This window comes from Bacteroides gallinaceum, assembly GCF_030373775.1.
GTDB lineage: Bacteria > Bacteroidota > Bacteroidia > Bacteroidales > Bacteroidaceae > Phocaeicola > Phocaeicola excrementipullorum.
Genome location: NZ_JAUDEN010000038.1, coordinates 1 through 19,190 on the forward strand (window position 1 = coordinate 1; position 19,190 = coordinate 19,190).

Below are 19,190 nucleotides of genomic sequence, written 5' to 3' on the forward strand. Positions count from 1 at the left end.
TGAAAGCAGACGCTTATATCTCCGTGCCCTTTTCAAAAGACGCTATAAAACCTCAATGCTGTCAATCAAGCACAATCTGTGCAGTATGTGTCCGCCCACGATAAGCTCTCTCCTCATTGAGCGAAGTGAATGTATATGACTGAGATTTGCGGTTCTTTTCTACCGTTACGGTCAATGTGGAAAGATTGCGTGCCGGATCCGAAACAGAAACGTCAAACGCTGTTTCACCCGATTTCTTTATCATCAGTGCACACGGATTGTCCACCGTAATGAGCAGCCCGTCCAGACTTATCTCTCCTTTCTTATAGAATATGGCCTCAACCGTTCCGTCACGAGAGTCACTCACCGCCTGCACATCCGCCGTATTGCTGATAATGTCCACATTACAGTTATACGTTTGCATAGCCGACTTTCCGATGCCAGGAACAAGTATATAAGCATACGTAGCCGGAGCCTCAGCTGTAGGGTTCTCGTGATTAATCCAGATAGTGCATACATCCTCGCTTACAGCATTCTTGCTCTGCGATTCGTTGATGTCGAACCATGAGCCGGAACGGCTTCCTTTCGTTATGTTTACTTTCTGTTCAACAGGGAAGAAATAACCTACATTCCGATGCCAGATATAATCTACAGGCTGATCTGTAACATCGGAAGCGACCATTGTTTCCGCTCCTCCGACAGAATATACCGCATCTCCCTCTGCAAGGCATTGTTCAACCGCCGTATTGATCGGATCTGACATCGCAGCCTGAATATCGCTTCCCAGACATACGATACGGCCATCAAGGAAGAAATATCCCTTGCGCGCTGACATATCCAGCCCGTCATTCTTATAAATGGAGCGGAATCCGGCCAGTCCGGTCTTTCCGTCGGACAATCCTCCGCAGAAGTCGGCTTCTCCCCGTACGCCCCATTCGGCAGCCAAAGGTATTTCGCTAACCTGCGGACAAGTGACTCCTGGCACACGTGTCCAGTTCCACACAGGAAAGATATTGTAATATTCATCCCCTTCTACACCCAGCGAAAGCGAACCGTCGCTCATAAAATATCCTTTCAGATTCTCCAGATTACCGTTTTCGCAACGGGAAGTACGGTTAGACGAAAGACGCAATCCCACAGAATAGTCAGGACCTTGATAAGCAAGATAGTCACCAATATAATGATAGACAAGGCGGCCGGACTGAGAAGTGTAATCCGCACTTCCGTTCAGCAGAGCAATTCCCTGCTCGTAATCAGCCGCATGCTCCGGATCAATCTGTTTCAATTTTTCCAAAGTGCGGGTAAAGGTAGTACAATTGAGCGCATTTGCACGGCTCACGCTTCTTCCCACGACATTGAAAAACTGTACATGTCCGCGAATACTCGGAAGATAAGTGTCGCACACGAAGCTATGGAGCGTACGCAACTGGTTAGCCGTGGGACGATAGTCAGTACCTACAGTATAAGTTGCCAAACGAGTCACCCCACTAAGCATTACAGGAGCATAACCTCCGATGTAAAGCTGTGCTCCGTGCTGGAAGTAAGAATAGTCGTATTGTACTCCTTCCTCACCCGGATTCACCTGATCTAACGGGCGGAATGTATGAAACACTGCATAATCTACTGTTTCCTTATCCGACTGCAAGCATCCGCGATAGAACCAGTGCAGGGCGACATCCGACTTGTTGGCTCCTGTCTGTTCCGACGGGTTTCCCCCATCTTCTACAAACCATTCGAGCAAGTCACTCTCCAAATCTTCAGGAAGAGCTGTTGCTCCATAGCGCATCAATATAAGAAGCACGCATACATCTTGCGGAACGGAAATCTGATTGTGATACCAGTTATCACTTGCAGGACGCACCACATTCCAATAAGTCAGACCGTTTACTATTGCATTATACAAATCCTCGTTGCCATAGAGCGAACTTCCTTCTGTCACATAAGCCTGTACCATCGGTTTGAGCCGGCTCACATGCTGCAAGGGAACCCATTCGGGAGTATAGGCGGTGGAAGAATAGTCTATATCTGAAAACGAACCGTTTTCCGTGATCTGCCCCATCCACTTCTGCGCATTCGCATCGGCTCCCGTGGGAGTAGAAGGAAGGTTTTCATCCTTCACTCTTCCCATCATCGTCTGACACATTTCCACAAAAGCAGGGTCTGGAGTTTCGGGTTCTTCCCCCTCGTCGGGAAGAGGAGTTTCCTGCGTTATAGGGTCTTCATCGCTGCATGAAACAAGCGTCTGCGAAAGTCCGCCCAAAAGAAAGGCAGAGCCGCAGAGGATACACAAATATCTCAATCTCATCATATTCTTTTATTCTTAAAGTTTTCACTATAAAGTTAATGTTTTTTCCCGGCCCATTTCCCCGGAGATATCAGTACATCTCCGGAAAAATGAGCGGTCAAATTTATTCTTCTGACGGGTCAACTGTTTTCAGGGAAACGTCATCAAGCCAGAAGCTAACCGGTTTTGTATCCTTGCCAACGAAGCTCGACTTGTTCGTGCTGGCATCAGACTCTTCGTACTTCCATACCTCATGCATATAGACACCAACCATAACCAACTGATTTTCCGGAATATCTACATCCACACTATAATAGGTCCATTCCGTTCCGGCCTCTCCTGTCAAGACAGGCCACAAAGTCTTTGCCTGACCGTCTGCTATTGCATTTGTTTTAGCTATTACAAACTGCGTGCCATTTTCATCAATATAAATGCAATCCAACAAATCCGGACATTTGTTATTAGTTGCAAAAGCAAGATTATCTTCCGTGCTTGCAAAAGCGACATAAGCATAAAATGGCGATTTCTCAGTTCGGTCACTCTTAGCATAAAAACTCAAGCGATACTTGCCAGCCGACACATTCTGCATCGGATAACGCAAGAATGTCTGCCATTTATTAGGAGCTGTTGTAGCGTATTTCAAGGAATGCCCTCCATCTTCTTCCACAACTTCCAGCGTTGTATTATTCTTAGGCCCCTTAACCGACCATGTGTTTGCACGAGCGTAAAAATCCGTCCACAAATTATCTTGTACGATTGCCGGCTCCTTCCCTGCATCAAATGCACTTTCAAAACTGCCGTTCTTTACAACTTCAACAGGGACGAAGATTTCTTCTTCCTCTTCTTCATCAGGCTCATCACCTGCAAGCTGGTAATAATTCACATAGTCAATCTTCATCTCAGCAGGAAAAACCGATGTGTCCACGCCCCAGTTTCCGCCTTCAGTTCCGCCTACAGCCAAACTGATCGCCAAATAGAAAGGCTGGTCGAAAGGCCATACATCTGCTCCGGCATCCATATCCTCCTTTGCATAGGAAACTACCACATTGTCGTCAATCAGAATATCCATCTGACGCTTGGTCCATACCAATGAATAAAGATGATACTGTTCGTCCAAGGCATCCATCGCCGTACTTGCCTCCGGCAATGTTTCCAAAGCGCCGCTTTCGGTCTGCGAAGTATGGAAGGCAGACTTTACCGTAGAATGCGCCGCGTCATCACCCCATACATATTCCATCAAATCAATAGCCGCATATTCACCCGGGAACTCATCGGTAGCCGGAAGCAGACGGATGGAGGGCCACAAGCCTCTTCCAACGGGAATCTTTGCTGATATATCGATCCGTCCGCGCTCGAATGAAACTTTGTCGCGCGTAATGACCGATCCCGAAGAATAATCAAAATGATAAGCTCCGCCTGTATAGGCATTCGTTCCGTCATGGGGATCAGCAAATGCTCTCAACACAAGTTTTCCGCTATCCAATTTCACCGCAGACACATCATTGAGATAGTCCTGCAGTTCGCTGTTCCTCTGATATCCCTCTTCGGCTGTCCAGGAAGAAGCAGACGGAAGGCCTTCACCCAAAAAGTCCTCCGACCACACCAGCTGATAGCCCTCGTATACGTTTTCTTTCACATGGGTCACATAAATCCTGTCCATGTTCAAATCATCGTCCTTGCACCCGATAACAAGCGTGCACAGGAACAGTCCGAGAATTATTCTGTTTTTCATACGCTACTTTCTTTTTTATTCTGCAACTTCCCATCCCGGATTCTGGGTGAGATTTCTGTTCACAAACACCTCATTCTGAGGTATCGGATAGAGATACATCTTGTCCTCCCAGGTACGGGTCTGCACCTGTACACGGGTATAGGCGTTGTTCAGTTTTTCAATACCATAGATGTTACGCACCACCTCACCTATTTTCCACCGGCGGATGTCCCAGAAACGATGGTCTTCGAAAGCCAGTTCAATGCGTCTTTCCTTTCGCACCTTTTCACGGAACTCCGCCTGGCCGGAAGCCACTACCGCAGGCATTCCTGCTGCCGCACGCACTTCATTAAGTGCCTGACGCGCAGACTTCACACAATACTCGTCCGTATAGTCCGGACCCTGCCATTCGTTCATTGCTTCTGCATAGTTGAGCAACACTTCCGCATAACGGTAACCCGGATAATGGTGATATTTCTTCACGGGCGTAACAGGATCGAGCGATACATTCTCGTTCATCAGTTTTTTCAGATAATATCCCGTCAGAGTTCCTCCATCTATCGAAGCACTATTCCTTCCGCCTGCAAGTGGTTCAACCGGCACACCCATCCAAGTCATCCCGTCACCGATAACAGTCAGATACAGACGAGGGTCGCGAGTGGGATTGCCTGCATTGTCATAATACATGTTCGCCACATGCGAAGGATTGTTCCAGTCGAACGGTGTGCCATCCTTCATCTCAAAATCATCTACCAGGTTCTGTGTCGGAGTTGTTCCTCCTTCAGCCCCCTCAAATCCTATAGGCATATTGTTCGCCTCGAACGTGTTGTCCTCATTGTTTTCCGTCCAGAAAATCAGCTGCGGACTGTTCAGCACAATGTTTCCTCCTTCTGCATTGTAAAGCGGGTCGGAAGCAATGGAAGGCAGGGAATATTTGCCCAGCCCAATGACATCGTACGCAGCCTTGGCCGCCGCCTCCCATTTTGCGGAAGCGTCGCCCGTTCCGGCAAAGAGCGGACTTGCCGCATACAGCAATGCGCGAGCACGGATAGCTAATGCAGCCCCGCGGGTCACACGCCCTGTTTCATTAAAGAAGTCCGCCTGGTCTAAAGGCAATTCCGGCGCCACGGCCGCACATTCTTCAGCAACAAAGGCTATCACATCCTGAAAAGATGTTTTTGTAACCGAATTTATCTCATCAAGAGAATAAGTGCGAGTAAGCAAAGGCACATCTCCGTAACGTTTGGCCAGTTCAAAATAATACAGCGCACGCAAGACTCTCACTTCATGCTTGTACATCTCGGTCTTTGCCAGATTGTCTTCATAGTTGGGATCCCACTCAAAACGTTTCAGATTGTCCTCCGAATAATTTTCAAGAAACGAATTGGCATCATGAATCACCCCATAATACGTTCCCCACTTGTCATCTACCAGATTGATAGGACTCCAGGCATTCGAATAAATCTTATATACGGCATTGCTGCTCCAAGTGTATACAGCATTGTCCGTAGCCGATTCGCGAAGTGCATTACTGATCACTCCATAATCTTCCGGGACCTCACGGTAAACAGCCGAAGCCAGCCGGGTAACATTGTTAAAGTAGCCGTAAGCGTCCGACTTGTCCATTCCCTGCGACTCATCAAAATCGAGATAGTTGCAGGAAACGAGGCCGACGGAAGACATCAGTATATAAATCAATTGTTTTCTTAACATAGCATTGTTCTTTAGAAGTTAATGTTCAATCCGAAATAGACGGAAGTCATATCGGGATAGTTTATCGTCAGGTCCTCGCAGTTCATATACTTTATATGATCGATCGAGAACAGATTATTGGCTCTGACATATACCTGGCATTTATCCATTTTCATCGCTTTAGCCCACTTGTCCGGCAAATTGTAATAGATATTCAGGTTGCGCAGCTTAAAATAAGAACCGTTTTCAAGCCACTGCGTACTGTTGCGGAAATTGTTCGCATTGTCAAGCGTTGTCAGACGAGGCACCGTAGCAATATCCTTTGTGTCTTCGGTCCAGCGTATATTGTCTTCCAGATACCACTTTGTCAAATTACTGTTACCATTGCGCATGGGCCAATATACACTCCGCACATTAAGCATCTTGCTGAACTGGCCTACTCCCTGAAATACCATGTCCATTCCAAAGCCACGATATTCAAATCCAAGGTTGATGCCATAATAGATTCCCGGAACCGTAGTAGAGTATCCGATAGGCACAACATCATAGTCATCGATGCGTCCGTCACCGTTCTGGTCCTTGTATTTGATATCACCAGGACGCACATCTGAGAACAGTTGCGAAGGACTGTTGTTGATGTCCTCCCAATCATTAAAGTAACCGATAGCCTCCAGTCCATAGCACTGGCCCACGCGGTCACCTTTTTTAGAAAGATAGTCGTAGGGCTGATATCCTTCTCCATTTTCTTCTACCTCAGTCTTCAGCCAGGAGAATGTACCTCCCACATAATAATTGAAATCACGTCCGGCCTTGTCCGCCCATTTTACGGCCAGGTCAATGCCTTTCGCATTCATTTGTCCAATGTTCTGCTGGGGAATTCCGGTTCCGATTACGGCTGAATACATGTTGGTTCCGTCTACAAGCATATCCTTTCTCTTGTCATAATAACCGTCGAAAGTTAACGACAAGCGATTGTTCAGCATACCCAAATCCAAGCCTACATTATATTTGTCAGACATCTCAATAGTCAGATCTGTTATCGGAAGCGTTCCTGCGATTATTCCTCCGAAACCCACTGGCGGATTCTGGAACTGTGCACCTCCCGCGGTAATCCAGAAGCGTTCGTCCAAGTCATATGCAATGTCATCGTTCCCGGAACGTCCCCATGAAGCACGCAACTTCAGAAAGTCAAATACAGACTGGTTCTTCATAAAGTTTTCATTGGAGATTATCCAACCGGCAGATACCGCAGGATAAGTGCGGAACTTATCTCCATCACTCAGCACACTGGTGCCGCTACGGTTCACCACAACATCAAGCATATACTTTCCAGCATAATTATATCCTCCTGTAAAGATATACGACTGACGCTTGCGTGTATTGTTGCGTCCCATAGGAGTATAAGACTCCTGACGGTATTGCAAAGTTCCGGTCACACCATGCAAGCCGAACGCACGATCATAACCGACCTTCGCATCAATTACCAGACGGATGAACTGGCTGTTCAGCCCAGTGTTCGATACAGACAAGGCACTGTTATCACCCCTCACCTCTTTGCGGGACGTATAATCGCCGGTAGCCGGCAAACGGACTGGTGTATTGATTTCATAATCATAGTTCTTGCTTCCTGTTTCCTGAAACACTGCATCATTATCGTATGCAATCCCGACTTCAGCCTTCAGCCCTTCTGTCCACATCGACAAATCCTGAAGAATCCGCAAGTCAGATTGCAGCAGGCGGCGGTTTGTCTTATAATATCCCACATCCGCAATCTGCGCAATGGGATTCTTTCCGAACATCTCATCGCCTCCCCATAAATTCGTAGTCGTACGGATAGGAAATGCCGATGCTGGCGTGTGATACAGAGATGCATAAATATTCTCTTCCGTAATGTTCGGACGATTCTCTTCACGCAACAGTCCGAACATAGATAAAGCCACCTTCGTATACCGGGTTACATCAACATCCAGATTCATCCGCACGTTCAGATCATATTTACGCATCTGCGAGTTATAACGTTCCGTAAATGATTTGCTCCATGATTTGCTTAAGATGCCATAATCATTCTTGTAGTTGATCAGTGTATAATAGCGCAGCTTGTCACCTCCTCCACGGAAAGAAATATTGAACTGATTGTTTACCGAATGCTTGCGTTGTGCAGCATCCAGCCAGTCCACGTTAGGATACAAGTCCGGGTTAGATCCATTACGGAAAGCGGTAAGAGCGGCCTGGTCATATTGCAAAGTCAATCCGTCATAATACAAAGCCTCGTTCTTCATCAGGGCATATGTATAACCGTCTACAAATTCCGGCTCATTGACAGGAATTCCCATGCCGTATGTATAGCTTACATCAATATCACGCTCCTTATATTGTCCGCGTTTCGTTGTCACCATAATTACTCCGCTGGCACCTCTTGTTCCCCAAAGCGCTGTAGCCGCTCCATCTTTCAATACGGAAACGCTTTCTATTTCCAGCGAATTCAGATATTCCAGATTACGGGGAATCCCATCAACAACAATAAGAGGTGACCGCCCCATCTGACCATGAATGGACAAACTGGCCCCTCCACTTGAATAGCTTGTATTCTGCTGTACAGTCAGTCCCGGAATCAATCCGTATAGGGCATTGCTTATGTCTGGGGTAGAATTCCTCCAGATATCTTCTCCTGACAGGGTCGCAATCGACTGTGTCTGGTTTTCCGCTGTACGTAAGACTCCCCGGTTCTCAATGGCCGCATCCCGTGATTCAAGACTGACATTCACCACAGGCGAATCAATCCACACACGTTTGCTGCGACAATCCGCATAAACCACTTCTATATAATCACCCTGCTCGGCCTCGATTGCAAAGGCACCGTCCTGATCTGTCAGAACGCTCTTACCCGGATTCCCGACAACAGAAACCACTGCTCCCAATACGGGAAGTTCCCGACTGTCTTTCACGGTTCCGGTTATGGTATGCTGAGCCGCCGCCGACAACGATACGGCTGCAAAACTCAAAGCCAATATATAATTCTTTCTCATTGTTACTATCTTTTATTTATCATTCATTCTTACCATCCGGGATTCTGAACCAACCCGTACTTCTTGTTGATTTCCTCCAGCGGAATCGGACACAGATAATAGCGGTTACTCCATTCCTCAACCCACACCCGACGGTTTTCCATACCTTCCTTGATTTCATAATGGAAATGACGCTGCTTCACCGGCTTCTTGCTGTCATCCGGATCCAGATAATCCGGATAAATCTCAAGCCTCCGCAAAGGCACGTCCAAATAATCCTTATGTTTCCAACGGACAATATCGTAATAACGCACCTCTTCATAGCCGAATTCCAAAGCACGTTCTTTCAAAATCGCTTCACGCAAGGCTTCTCCCGGAGCAGCCCTTTCCGGAGTCAACGGCCACATATCCACACGGCCCCGCACCAGATTGACATAATCATAAGCTGTACGTCCGAACTCATCCCGCTGCTCTGCAATGCCCAACTCATTCATAGCCTCAGCAATATTCAAATAAACCTCAGGAAGACGCATCAACGGACACTGATAAAACTTGTTCTGCAACTCATTCAACTGATCCTGCACGTGCTTGCGCATAGCAAAGCCTGTATATCCCTGAGCAGCCCAGCGCCAGTTCTGTCCTCCCCCCATAAACTTTGGCTGTTCGCGACCTCCCTGATAGATTTCAGCCTCACGAGCCCAAAACTTGTCGCCGTTCAGAACCACTGTTTCGTACAGACGGGGATCACGCAACTCGTTTCCATCCGCATCAAAGAAAGGATAGTCACGATGATCGGGATTGTCCCAACTGAACTCCGTTCCGTCTTTCATCTGGAACATATCCACATAGTTCAAAGTCGGCGTACAAACCAAATAACGAACCTGATTTATGGCATTTCCATTCAAGTCCCATCTGATCCAGCGGTGGCTGGAGATAAGTACTTCCTTATTATAACGTTCAAAATAACCGGTATAAAAGTCATTCCGGGGATTCCCTGTATCAACCAGCTTGTAGAACTCTCCATTTTCCTGATTCTTGCGGAGAAAATCCAGTCCGGCATCCAAAGCATCCTGCCAGCGGGCATTATCTTGATTTCCCCACCATACATAATGCTTGTCGGCAGCTTCCCCTGCCATATAAGGTTCATTACTGTTGAACAGCGGACTGGCGGCAAAAAGCAGCAGACGCGATTTCAAGGCCAAAGCTCCTGCGGCCGTCATACGCCCGTCATCGGCAGCACTGACACTCCAAGGCAGCAGTTCGGCCGCCTCATCGATCAGCGCACAAATCTTCTGGACAGCCTCCTCCACCGTCATCCGTTCCATATTCATGTCATCATCCGGCTTATAGGCATGATCAACCCAAGGCATACCACCCAAGTTACGGAACATCTGTACATAATGATAGGCAATGATCATCTTCGCCTCTCCTTTGCGTATGCGTTTCTCTTCTTCGGTCATGTCCGGCACCCGGTCAACATTCTCCAGGAAGATATAAGCCTGACGAATGCCATACGTGGCCGAGAACTCGCCATGCTCCTCATTGTACATCATGGAATAAGCACTTCCTGTTGATTCAGAAGATGTCAGCGTACCCTTGTGGTATAGTGAACCTCCCGCCTTGTTATGGTCCGCCAAATCCGTTATTGATTCCAGCACACCCCAATTCAAACGGTTGTTATGCGGCATAAAGTCAGGCAACGAATGATAGACCTGGTTCAAAGCCTGCTCAGCATATACCTTCTTGGCATAAACGCTGTCTATGTTCATTTCATCGCTTATCGGCTTTTCCAGAAACTTGTCACCGAACTTAAAGTCCTCGCAACTCATAAAGGCCAGAGAAGCCAACAAGGCATATCCTATTATATGTTTTTTCATAATCGTATCATTTAAAAAGTTAAGTTGACACCGAAGTTGAATATCTTAACCACCGGATAAGTATCACCATACAGGTCCGGATTCGATTCCGGATCCATAATGCCAAACTTGTCGAATGTCAGCAGATTATAGGCAGTAAATTTCAATCCCAACTGGCTGATGCCGATTTTCTTCAATCCGGAATATCCGGTAAAATTATAGCCTACTGTCAGATTCTTCAGCTTCAGATACGAACCGTCCTTCACCCACAGCGTGGAAGTTGCAGAGTTATGGCTGGAACTGTTGAAAGAAAAACGGGGCTGTGTTGCCGTAGCAGCCGTTTCGGGCGTCCAGCGGTTATCTACCTGATACTGCATCAGACCGCGTGACTCATTGTTGAACGGCTTGCGGAAATGGTCAGCCAGCAGAAGCGAACGCTCGGCTGTTCCCGTCCAGTTCATGGAGAAGAAAAAGCCTTTATAGCTTGCCCCAAAGTTCAGACCGAACGTATAGTTCGGATTTTCCGAGAAACCGATTTTCGTGATATCATGCTCCACATCAATCGAACCGTCGTTGTTCAGGTCCTTGTATTTGGCATCACCCGGATATACGGGAACCGTAGGCCTGGGCAAACCCTCTTTCAGTTCTCCGTCAGCCGTAAAGTCATCTTCAGAATAAAAACCTTCGGCTACATAACCAAATATAGAGCCGACCGGCTGTCCGGTACGCCACATATAAGGTTCATTCGGTTCCACCTCATCCTGAAACACGATTTCATTTTCCGAATGAGAAACGTTCGCATTAATATAATAATCGAAGTTTTCGTTCACCCGCTCAGACCAGCCGATTTCAATTTCATAACCTTTGTTGTTCACTTTGCCCATATTCACCACCGGCAGCAGATCAGAGGTCAAAGCAGTCATCCCCGGAATAGTCTGACGAGAAATCAAGATGTCTTTTCTGCTCTCACGAAAAACATCCACCTTCACTTTTAAGCGGTTTTTCAAGAAATTCATGTCAACTCCATAATTCTGCTTCAAAGCCGTTTCCCAAGTCACATCAGGATTACCCAGACGGCTTTCAACCGCTCCCTTCAATGCAGTGGAGTTGTTCAAGCCGAAATTATAGCCCCAATGGTAGTTTTTCCAACTGCTGTCTACACTGCCCAACTGGTCAACCTTATAACTGTCTGGCAGATACAGGTAACGGGCATTGCTCATGTTATCATTACCGACCAAACCGACCGATGCACGTATCTTCAGAAAATCGAGGAAATGCAGATTCTTCATAAACTTCTCCTCACTCACGATCCATCCCAAAGAAAAGGCGGGGAATGTACCGAAACGCTTGTCAGGAGCAAAGTTCTCGGAACCGTTATAACCGATATTGAACTCTGCCAGATAACGCGACTTATAATCATAAGTGACACGGCCAACCAAACCTACATATGCCGTAGGCAGCCACGCCCATTGGGAAGGATAATATTTCTTGTCCTGGTTATACAGAAGCAGCGCGCTTACATTGTGGTCGCCGAACTTGCGCGCATAGCGGATGCTGGCTTCAAAGTACCAATTTCGTCCGCGTGAAACCGATTCCGCATAGTTTAACTTCTCGGAAAACTCACCAGAAGTAGGAACAGTAACCAAATAAACGATGTTCTTGTTAAAGCCTGGATCCGCAGGAGACAATCCAGAACCGTCCAGTTCCGACTGATAATAAGCTTCTACAGATTCAATCTTCCCTTCGCGTCTTTTCGTGTAAGTATAGTCCGTATTATAGGCACCTTTCACTTCAACCGACAATCCCTTGGTCAAAAAATCAAGATTCTGCACAAGATGAAGGTCCAGATTCATCGTGTTGGATATACTCTGATGATATCCCCTTCCATAATATTCACCGATAGGATTGGACATCTTGATATTCTGGAATCTTTGAGGAGTTACGATCACGTCCCCGTCAATGACACCTGCAGAAGCGAATGGTTGTGACCAGTTGATTGATTTCCACAACGAACTGTTGTTTGTCGGCTGCAACTTGTCGCCAACAATACCACCAATACCTATTTTCAATGTTGTGGATTTTGACAAATCCAGATCGAGATTGGCACGATAGTTATAGCGGTTATACTTATACCCCAAATTCTCTTGGCCAAAATCCTTGAACAGACCGTCCTGATACAGATAACCCAATGAAATGAAGTAGCGCGCCCGGTCCGTACCTCCCGAAATGTTCAGATTGTGCTGGGTCTGTATGGCCGCGTTGTTCGTCATATACTCGCGCCAATTGATATTCGGATAAATCAGAGGCTCGTCCCCCAAACGGAAACGTTCCAATGCATAGTCGTTAAACTCAAAGTTCTCCGTTCGTCCGTCATTCTTCTGCAATTCATTGTACATGGTCGCATAAGTATAGCTGTCTGCCATCTCCAATGTACGTGTAACCATCTGCACACCGACCGAAGAGTTTACCGATATTTTGGCCTTACCTTCCTTACCGCGACGGGTGGTGACCAGAATCACACCGTTTGCACCTCTCACTCCGAATACAGCGGTAGCCGAAGCATCCTTCAGAACGGTAAGGGTTTCGATTTCATTCGGATCCATTTGGAAGAAACTGCGTTCCACACCGTCCACCAGCACCAAAGGTGAAGCTCCGCTCTCAGTCAGCGATCCGATACCGCGGACGAACAGTTTAGGATCTTCCGCACCGGGCTGACCGCTGGTCTGCACGGAAGAAAGTCCTGTAATCTTTCCGGCCAACGCATTGGCCACACTGGCATTCGGCGACTGAATCAGATCGTCCGTACTGACAGAAGCAATGGCTCCCGTAAGCGTTTCTTTCTTCTGTACGCCATAGGCCACTACCGCCACCTCATCCAAGGCAACAGAAGATTCGGACATTGTTACGCTCACCGTCTTCCGGCCCCGCAAAGCTATCTCCTGTGTTTCATACCCCAAATAAGACACAACGAGCACGTCCTTTTTCAAATCGTTTACCGTAACCTGAAACATACCGTCCAAGTCTGTAATTGCTCCCAAAGAAGTGCCCTTTACTTTTACCGAGGCTCCAATGACCGGCTCGCCCGCTCCATCCAGCACCTTCCCGCTGACTGTAGCCTGCCCGAATGAATAAACAGCTGAGCACAGCATCAGCAGCAAGACACACAGACGAAGCTTGTACCTGCATTTTTCTTTTGGTTCATTCATAACATTTTGATTTTAAAAGTGATTAATTTTAAGGTTATCCTGAAACTGTTCTCCATACACTTAAGGTGAGTGCTTTTCTTATTATTTGTAAACAAATATAAAAGGAGAAAAACAAAAGGGACCGAGCGATACATACAAAAAGAGGTGCATAAACAGACATCACCGGCAAACAGACTCCTGCATGTACGAATAATGCACCTCCGCACACAAATAATACACCTTCGGCAACTGCTTCAGAACGGCAATTATCAGGTACAAACCGGGCGGAATATTCTAATCCCACTCATTCATCAATTGCCCGCGAGGATTTTTTGAGTTCCACGGCACACGTTACGGTTCACGTACCCGGACCGTAAAGTCCAAGTGCAGGAATATAGAATATAAAAGCATACCGGCAAATTGAGTACGGGACTAAAGAAGATTGTCCGCCTTATTTATTATAGAATTTTTTATTATATTTGTAACCTAAATAAGCACAACTTTTTCTGAAAACTATGAAATACAACTTTTTTATCCATATAATTCTGTGCTTCACCCTTTTTACAGCCGGACTGACGAGAAGCCAGGCACAGCATCTCTCATTTGGACATATAGACAAAAGCGACGGCTTATCCAACTATTCCGTTACTTCCATTTATCAGGACAAAAGAGGACTTATGTGGTTCGGCACAGCCAATGGAATCAATCTTTACAACGGAAACAGCATCAAGACATACCAAAAAAGCAGGAGCATTTCCAACGGTCCTTGCGACAACCATGTCAAATATATTGTCGGGAACAAAAAAGACTGCATATTCTTCGGAACGATGACCGGGGTTTCCGCTTACGACTTAAATAAGGAAAAGTTCTCTACCATCTTCGGAGAAGGAGCCGACTGCCTGATCTTTAATAAATTTCTATACCTAGCTCACAAAAACCGGATATTCAGATACGACGGACATGAATTCAAACCATTCCGCGAACTTCCGCAGGAATGTCACATCAGTTCCTTATCCATAAAAGAAGACTCCATGCTCGTCGGAACGAAGCAGAACGGACTCTATCTTTTCCATCATGAGAAGCTCATCCACCTCATCCCCCAAGGAAATGTGACAAGCATTTTCTGCGACAGCTATGGAACTTGTTGGATAACCAACAGCAGGGACGGTTCAGGAATCTATATTATACAAAATGGAAAAATCCGCAATATAAAGAACTATAAAGGCAAGCCCAATATCCTGAGTTCTAACTTTACCCATTGCTGCTGTGAGGATAAACAAGGCAACATATGGATAGGAACCATCAACGGCCTGACTCTTTACGACAGAGAGAAAAACAAATTCGTATGCTACACTCCGGCAACATCCGGAAAAGGACTCAGTTATCCGTCCATATGGAGCCTTTATTGTGATGTTCAAGGTACAATCTGGGCCGGCACATTTTATGGGGGTATAAATTACTTCAACCCGCAAGAACAACAACCCTACCACGAATACCACATAAGCATCCAAGAAAAGAACGGACTTAGCTCAGGGGTTATCTGCCGGATGACTGAGGACAACGAAAACAATCTATGGATATGCACAGAAGGAGGAGGACTCAACAAATATAACCGCAAGTCGCACACGTTCAAATGGTTCCGGAAGGAAGACAATTTTCTTAGCGTTTCAAGCAACAACATAAAAGCTATCTACTATGACTCCTTGCGCCAAGAATTGTACCTCGGAACGCATCTGGGTGGCCTGAACAAGCTCAATCTACGAAACGGGAAGTTTACACATTTCCGCCATAACGCAAACAATCCCAGATCTATATCTTCCGACATTGTGCTTGACATCATTCCGTACAAGAATCATCTGCTGCTTGCCACACACAACGGGATAAACATCTTTCATCCGGGAAGCGGCCAATGCAGACCGCTGATCAGCAACAAACAAGACAGAATGGTAACGATGTCACCATCTCAACTGCTTTTAGATAAGACCGGTCTTTTATGGATTGTAAATATACGCGACGGAGTATGCACATACAATACCGAAAGTAAAAAATTGCTCCATTACAAGCACGATGACAAAACAGCTCAAAGCATCAGCAGCAACCTCATCAATTCCATCTTTGAAGACAGCAGGCAAAGAATATGGCTATGCACCAACGACAACGGCATTGACATGTACCACCGCTCAAACAATTCTTTTGAAAATTTCAATTCCGCAAAAAACGGCTTGCTCAGTGATGTCGTATATAATATTTGCGAGCTAGCTCCAGACAGCCTGCTCATGACTACCGACAAAGGCATTTCAATCTTTGACTGCCGGTCTCAGACATGCACCAACTATGCCAATATTCCGCTGGACTTTCTGAAAAGCAACGCACTTTACCGAAGCAAAGACGGAGAAATCTTCATCGGGGGTGTATCCGGCATGATTTCATTCCGACCGAACAGCCTCGAAGAACCGTCCGGAACATATAATTTGTTTCCGGACCGTCTGATTGTCAATGACCAAGAAATAGCAGTGGACGACCCAAGCGGCATCCTGTCGGCCAACCTCTCAAATACAGACAAAATAACTCTCAATGCAAAACAGAACCTTTTCCAAATAGGCTATGCGATAACCAATTACCTTCCGTTCAACGAAGACGTAATCTACTATCGGCTAGAAGGATTTTCCAACCAATGGAATCTCATGAACGAACAGCGCATCGTAACATATAGCAATCTCAGCCCAGGAACATATACACTAATAGCCAAAGCACAGGATAAATCGGGGAAGACCACCGCAGAAAGCCAGCTCAAAATACAAGTGCTTCCCCCTTTCTACCGGAGCTTCTGGGCATACCTGATCTATACATTCTGCATTACGGCTACCGTATTCTGGTTGCTCAGGGTCTACAAGCACCGGATCAAACTGCAAGAGATGCTCAAATACGAACAACAGCATACGGATGATGTCGAAAAACTGACGCAAAGCAAACTGCGCTTCTTTACCAACATATCGCACGAATTCCGAACTCCGCTGACACTTATAATCAGTCAAATGGAAATCATCCTGCACATGCAGTCCTTCAGCCCGAATCTGCACAACAAGCTGAAAAGTGTATACAAAAACAGCCTTCAGCTCAAAGAACTTATTGACGAACTGCTGGATTTCCGCAAACAAGAACAAGGACACATGTACATCAAAGTAAAAGAACACAATATTGTCAAATTCTTATATACGACCTTTCTTGCATTTCAAGAATATGCTTCCCAGAAAAAGATTACATTCGATTTCCAGAAAATATGCGACAGTATTCTTTGCTGGTATGACGAGAAACAAATGCGGAAAGTTTTCAACAATCTTTTGTCAAACGCCTTTAAACACACACCGGAAGGCGGACGCATTACAGTTTCAATAAAGAAAAGGAATCAAGAAATACTCATTGAGGTAACAGACAATGGGGACGGAATACGTCCTGAAGACATAGAGAAGATTTTCGACAGATTTTATCAAACAGAACATTTATCTCCTTTTTCATCGGGAACGGGCATCGGGCTGGCCCTCACGAAGGGAATCATCGAACTTCACCACGGACACATTGAAGTATTCAGTGAACCGGAAGAAGGAAGCACTTTCTGCATACACCTGAAAAACGGAAATGCACATTTCACTCCAGAAGAATTGGACAACGGAACACCGGAAAACTATGCAGTGGAACAAACAGCGACTACTGATCCGGAGCAGAAACCGCTCGCTGTATTGCCTGCTAAGGAAAAAGCGACAGATTATCCGAATGCGAAACCATACAAAATGCTGGTGGTAGAAGACAATGATTCCCTGCGACAGATGCTGGATAATGTATTCAATCCTTTTTACGAAATCATAACGGCAAAAAACGGGAAAGAAGCACTTGAAATGGTAAAGTCTGACCACCCCGACATCGTAATCAGCGATGTTCTCATGCCTATGATGTCAGGCACCCAGCTTTGCCAAGCCATAAAGCGGGACATAGAAACCTGCCATATTCCCGTCGTCTTGCTCACGGCTCAAACTTCTCCTGAGCACACGATTGCCGGATTCAGATACGGAGCAGACGATTATATAACCAAACCGTTCAACGTGAATGTATTGTTATCGCGCTGCAACAGCCTTGTCAATAACCGTATCATGACAAGGGAGCATTTCAGCAAAGAACCGTATACAGCTCCTAGAATCTTAGGAACCAGCGAATCGGAAGACTTATTCCTGAAACAACTGACAGAAATGATCGAACAGCACATCGATGATCCTGACTTTAAAGTGAATGCACTGACCGAAAAAATGAACATGGCGAGAACAAAGCTATATACCAGACTCAAATTGATAACAGGAGAAACCCCCTCCGAGTTCATCATGTCCCTGCGCCTGAAGAAAGCAGCGGATATGCTGGTTTCACAACCGCAACTGACCATATCCGAGGTTGCCGACCGGTTGGGATTCAGTACCCCCCGATACTTCAGCAAATGTTTCAAAGAGAAATACCACATAATTCCACAAGAGTTCCGCAAGATACAGTCGGAGAAATGACCCTTCATTTTACATGACAGAGGGCACAAAATATATACACGCAACATAAAAAGGATGTGTCAGCAAAGAGTAAAATAGAGTTTATATCGAATAATCTTTGACTTATCTTTGTGGTCTAAAAAGTTCAATTGATGTATTACGACAAGATTTGCCACTGTCATAGCCAGGTGCTTGCTGCGACAGGATTAACTCCTGTTGAGTTTGATGCCTTGCTAATAACTTTCAAGTACCATTGGGATGAATATTACAGCCATTTTACCTTGGAAGGCAAAGTGCGCCAGCGTATATCTTACAACAGGAAGACCAGTGTGTTGCCTCTGATTCAGGACAAAATGTTCTTCATACTGGTATATCTGAAGGCCAATCCCCTTCAGGAACTCCATGCCATTCAGTTTGAGATGACCCAGCCCCAGGCCAACAGGTGGATTCACCTTCTTTCGGAGATTCTCCGGCGTACATTGAAAACGCTCGGTGAACTGCCGGACCATAACTCCAAACGTCTGATACACATTCTTCAGGGATGCGAAGAAGTCTTGTTGGACGGAACCGAGCGGCCTGTTTAACGCCCTTTGGATGAAGACAGGCAGTCTGTGCTATAGTGGCAAAAAAACTCATAGCATAAAGAATAACCTGCTATGTACCAACAATCTTAGGATTGTATGGCTGAGCTCCACATACGAAGGCCACGTCCATGACAAAAAGATTTGTGATGAAGAGCCTCTTCTACTCCCCAAAGGCATCAGACTCTGGCAAGATACAGGTTCCATCGGACACAGACCGGATGGGGTTGAAACATGCATGCCCAAGAAGAAATCTAAAGGAAAAGAGCTTGCTACTGTTGAAAAACAAGGGAACAGGCGGATTTCCGGAACCAGGATTAAAGTGGAGCATGTCATAGGTGGTATGGAAAGATGCCGTATTATCTTTTTTGTTG

At 46.0% G+C, this 19,190-nt stretch carries 9 protein-coding genes; 3 read left to right on the forward strand and 6 right to left on the reverse strand.

The window, feature by feature from the left end; all coding sequences use genetic code 11:
- Positions 1 to 61 precede the first annotated feature (61 nt).
- The 6 genes from QUW60_RS13960 to QUW60_RS13985 all read right to left on the reverse strand — a co-directional run bounded on the left by QUW60_RS13960 (position 62) and on the right by QUW60_RS13985 (position 13,733).
- A complete protein-coding gene (locus tag QUW60_RS13960; RefSeq protein ID WP_289561212.1) occupies positions 62 to 2,287 on the reverse strand; it encodes a polysaccharide lyase 8 family protein in 2,226 nt (741 codons plus the stop codon).
- Positions 2,288 to 2,387: 100 nt separating this feature from the next.
- Positions 2,388 to 3,995: a glycoside hydrolase family 16 protein gene (locus QUW60_RS13965; RefSeq protein WP_289561214.1), complete on the reverse strand. Its 1,608-nt coding sequence runs from the start codon at positions 3,993 to 3,995 to the stop codon at positions 2,388 to 2,390.
- A 15-nt stretch (positions 3,996 to 4,010) separates the two neighbouring features.
- Positions 4,011 to 5,687 carry a RagB/SusD family nutrient uptake outer membrane protein gene (locus tag QUW60_RS13970; protein WP_258336787.1) on the reverse strand — a complete coding sequence of 559 codons (1,677 nt, stop codon included), beginning with the start codon at positions 5,685 to 5,687 and terminating at the stop codon, positions 4,011 to 4,013.
- 11 nt (positions 5,688 to 5,698) lie between these two features.
- Positions 5,699 to 8,692, reverse strand: a complete 2,994-nt coding sequence (locus tag QUW60_RS13975) for a SusC/RagA family TonB-linked outer membrane protein (RefSeq protein ID WP_289561217.1) — start codon at positions 8,690 to 8,692, stop codon at positions 5,699 to 5,701.
- Positions 8,693 to 8,721: 29 nt separating this feature from the next.
- Positions 8,722 to 10,548, reverse strand: a complete 1,827-nt coding sequence (locus QUW60_RS13980) for a RagB/SusD family nutrient uptake outer membrane protein (RefSeq protein ID WP_289561219.1) — start codon at positions 10,546 to 10,548, stop codon at positions 8,722 to 8,724.
- Between the two features lie 11 nt (positions 10,549 to 10,559).
- Positions 10,560 to 13,733, reverse strand: coding sequence for a SusC/RagA family TonB-linked outer membrane protein (locus QUW60_RS13985; RefSeq protein WP_289561221.1), 3,174 nt, complete (start codon positions 13,731 to 13,733; stop codon positions 10,560 to 10,562).
- Positions 13,734 to 14,227: 494 nt separating this feature from the next.
- On the opposite strand from QUW60_RS13985, the gene QUW60_RS13990 reads away from it, so the two are divergent.
- The 3 genes from QUW60_RS13990 to QUW60_RS15135 all read left to right on the forward strand — a co-directional run.
- Positions 14,228 to 18,256 (forward strand): hybrid sensor histidine kinase/response regulator transcription factor, encoded by a 4,029-nt coding sequence (locus QUW60_RS13990; RefSeq protein ID WP_289561223.1) that lies wholly within the window; start codon positions 14,228 to 14,230, stop codon positions 18,254 to 18,256.
- 131 nt (positions 18,257 to 18,387) lie between these two features.
- Positions 18,388 to 18,819 carry a helix-turn-helix domain-containing protein gene (locus QUW60_RS13995; RefSeq protein WP_289561225.1) on the forward strand — a complete coding sequence of 144 codons (432 nt, stop codon included), beginning with the start codon at positions 18,388 to 18,390 and terminating at the stop codon, positions 18,817 to 18,819.
- Between the two features lie 10 nt (positions 18,820 to 18,829).
- On the forward strand, positions 18,830 to 19,190 hold a 361-nt coding region (locus QUW60_RS15135; RefSeq protein WP_353479601.1), incomplete at its 3' end, for a transposase family protein.

Coding starts and splice junctions, on each gene's coding strand:
- QUW60_RS13960 (WP_289561212.1), bottom strand. CDS start 2,287: ATGATGAGATTGAGATATTTGTGTATCCTCTGCGGCTCTGCCTTTCTT.
- QUW60_RS13965 (WP_289561214.1), bottom strand. CDS start 3,995: ATGAAAAACAGAATAATTCTCGGACTGTTCCTGTGCACGCTTGTTATC.
- QUW60_RS13970 (WP_258336787.1), bottom strand. CDS start 5,687: ATGTTAAGAAAACAATTGATTTATATACTGATGTCTTCCGTCGGCCTC.
- QUW60_RS13975 (WP_289561217.1), bottom strand. CDS start 8,692: ATGAGAAAGAATTATATATTGGCTTTGAGTTTTGCAGCCGTATCGTTG.
- QUW60_RS13980 (WP_289561219.1), bottom strand. CDS start 10,548: ATGAAAAAACATATAATAGGATATGCCTTGTTGGCTTCTCTGGCCTTT.
- QUW60_RS13985 (WP_289561221.1), bottom strand. CDS start 13,733: ATGAATGAACCAAAAGAAAAATGCAGGTACAAGCTTCGTCTGTGTGTC.
- QUW60_RS13990 (WP_289561223.1), top strand. CDS start 14,228: ATGAAATACAACTTTTTTATCCATATAATTCTGTGCTTCACCCTTTTT.
- QUW60_RS13995 (WP_289561225.1), top strand. CDS start 18,388: ATGTATTACGACAAGATTTGCCACTGTCATAGCCAGGTGCTTGCTGCG.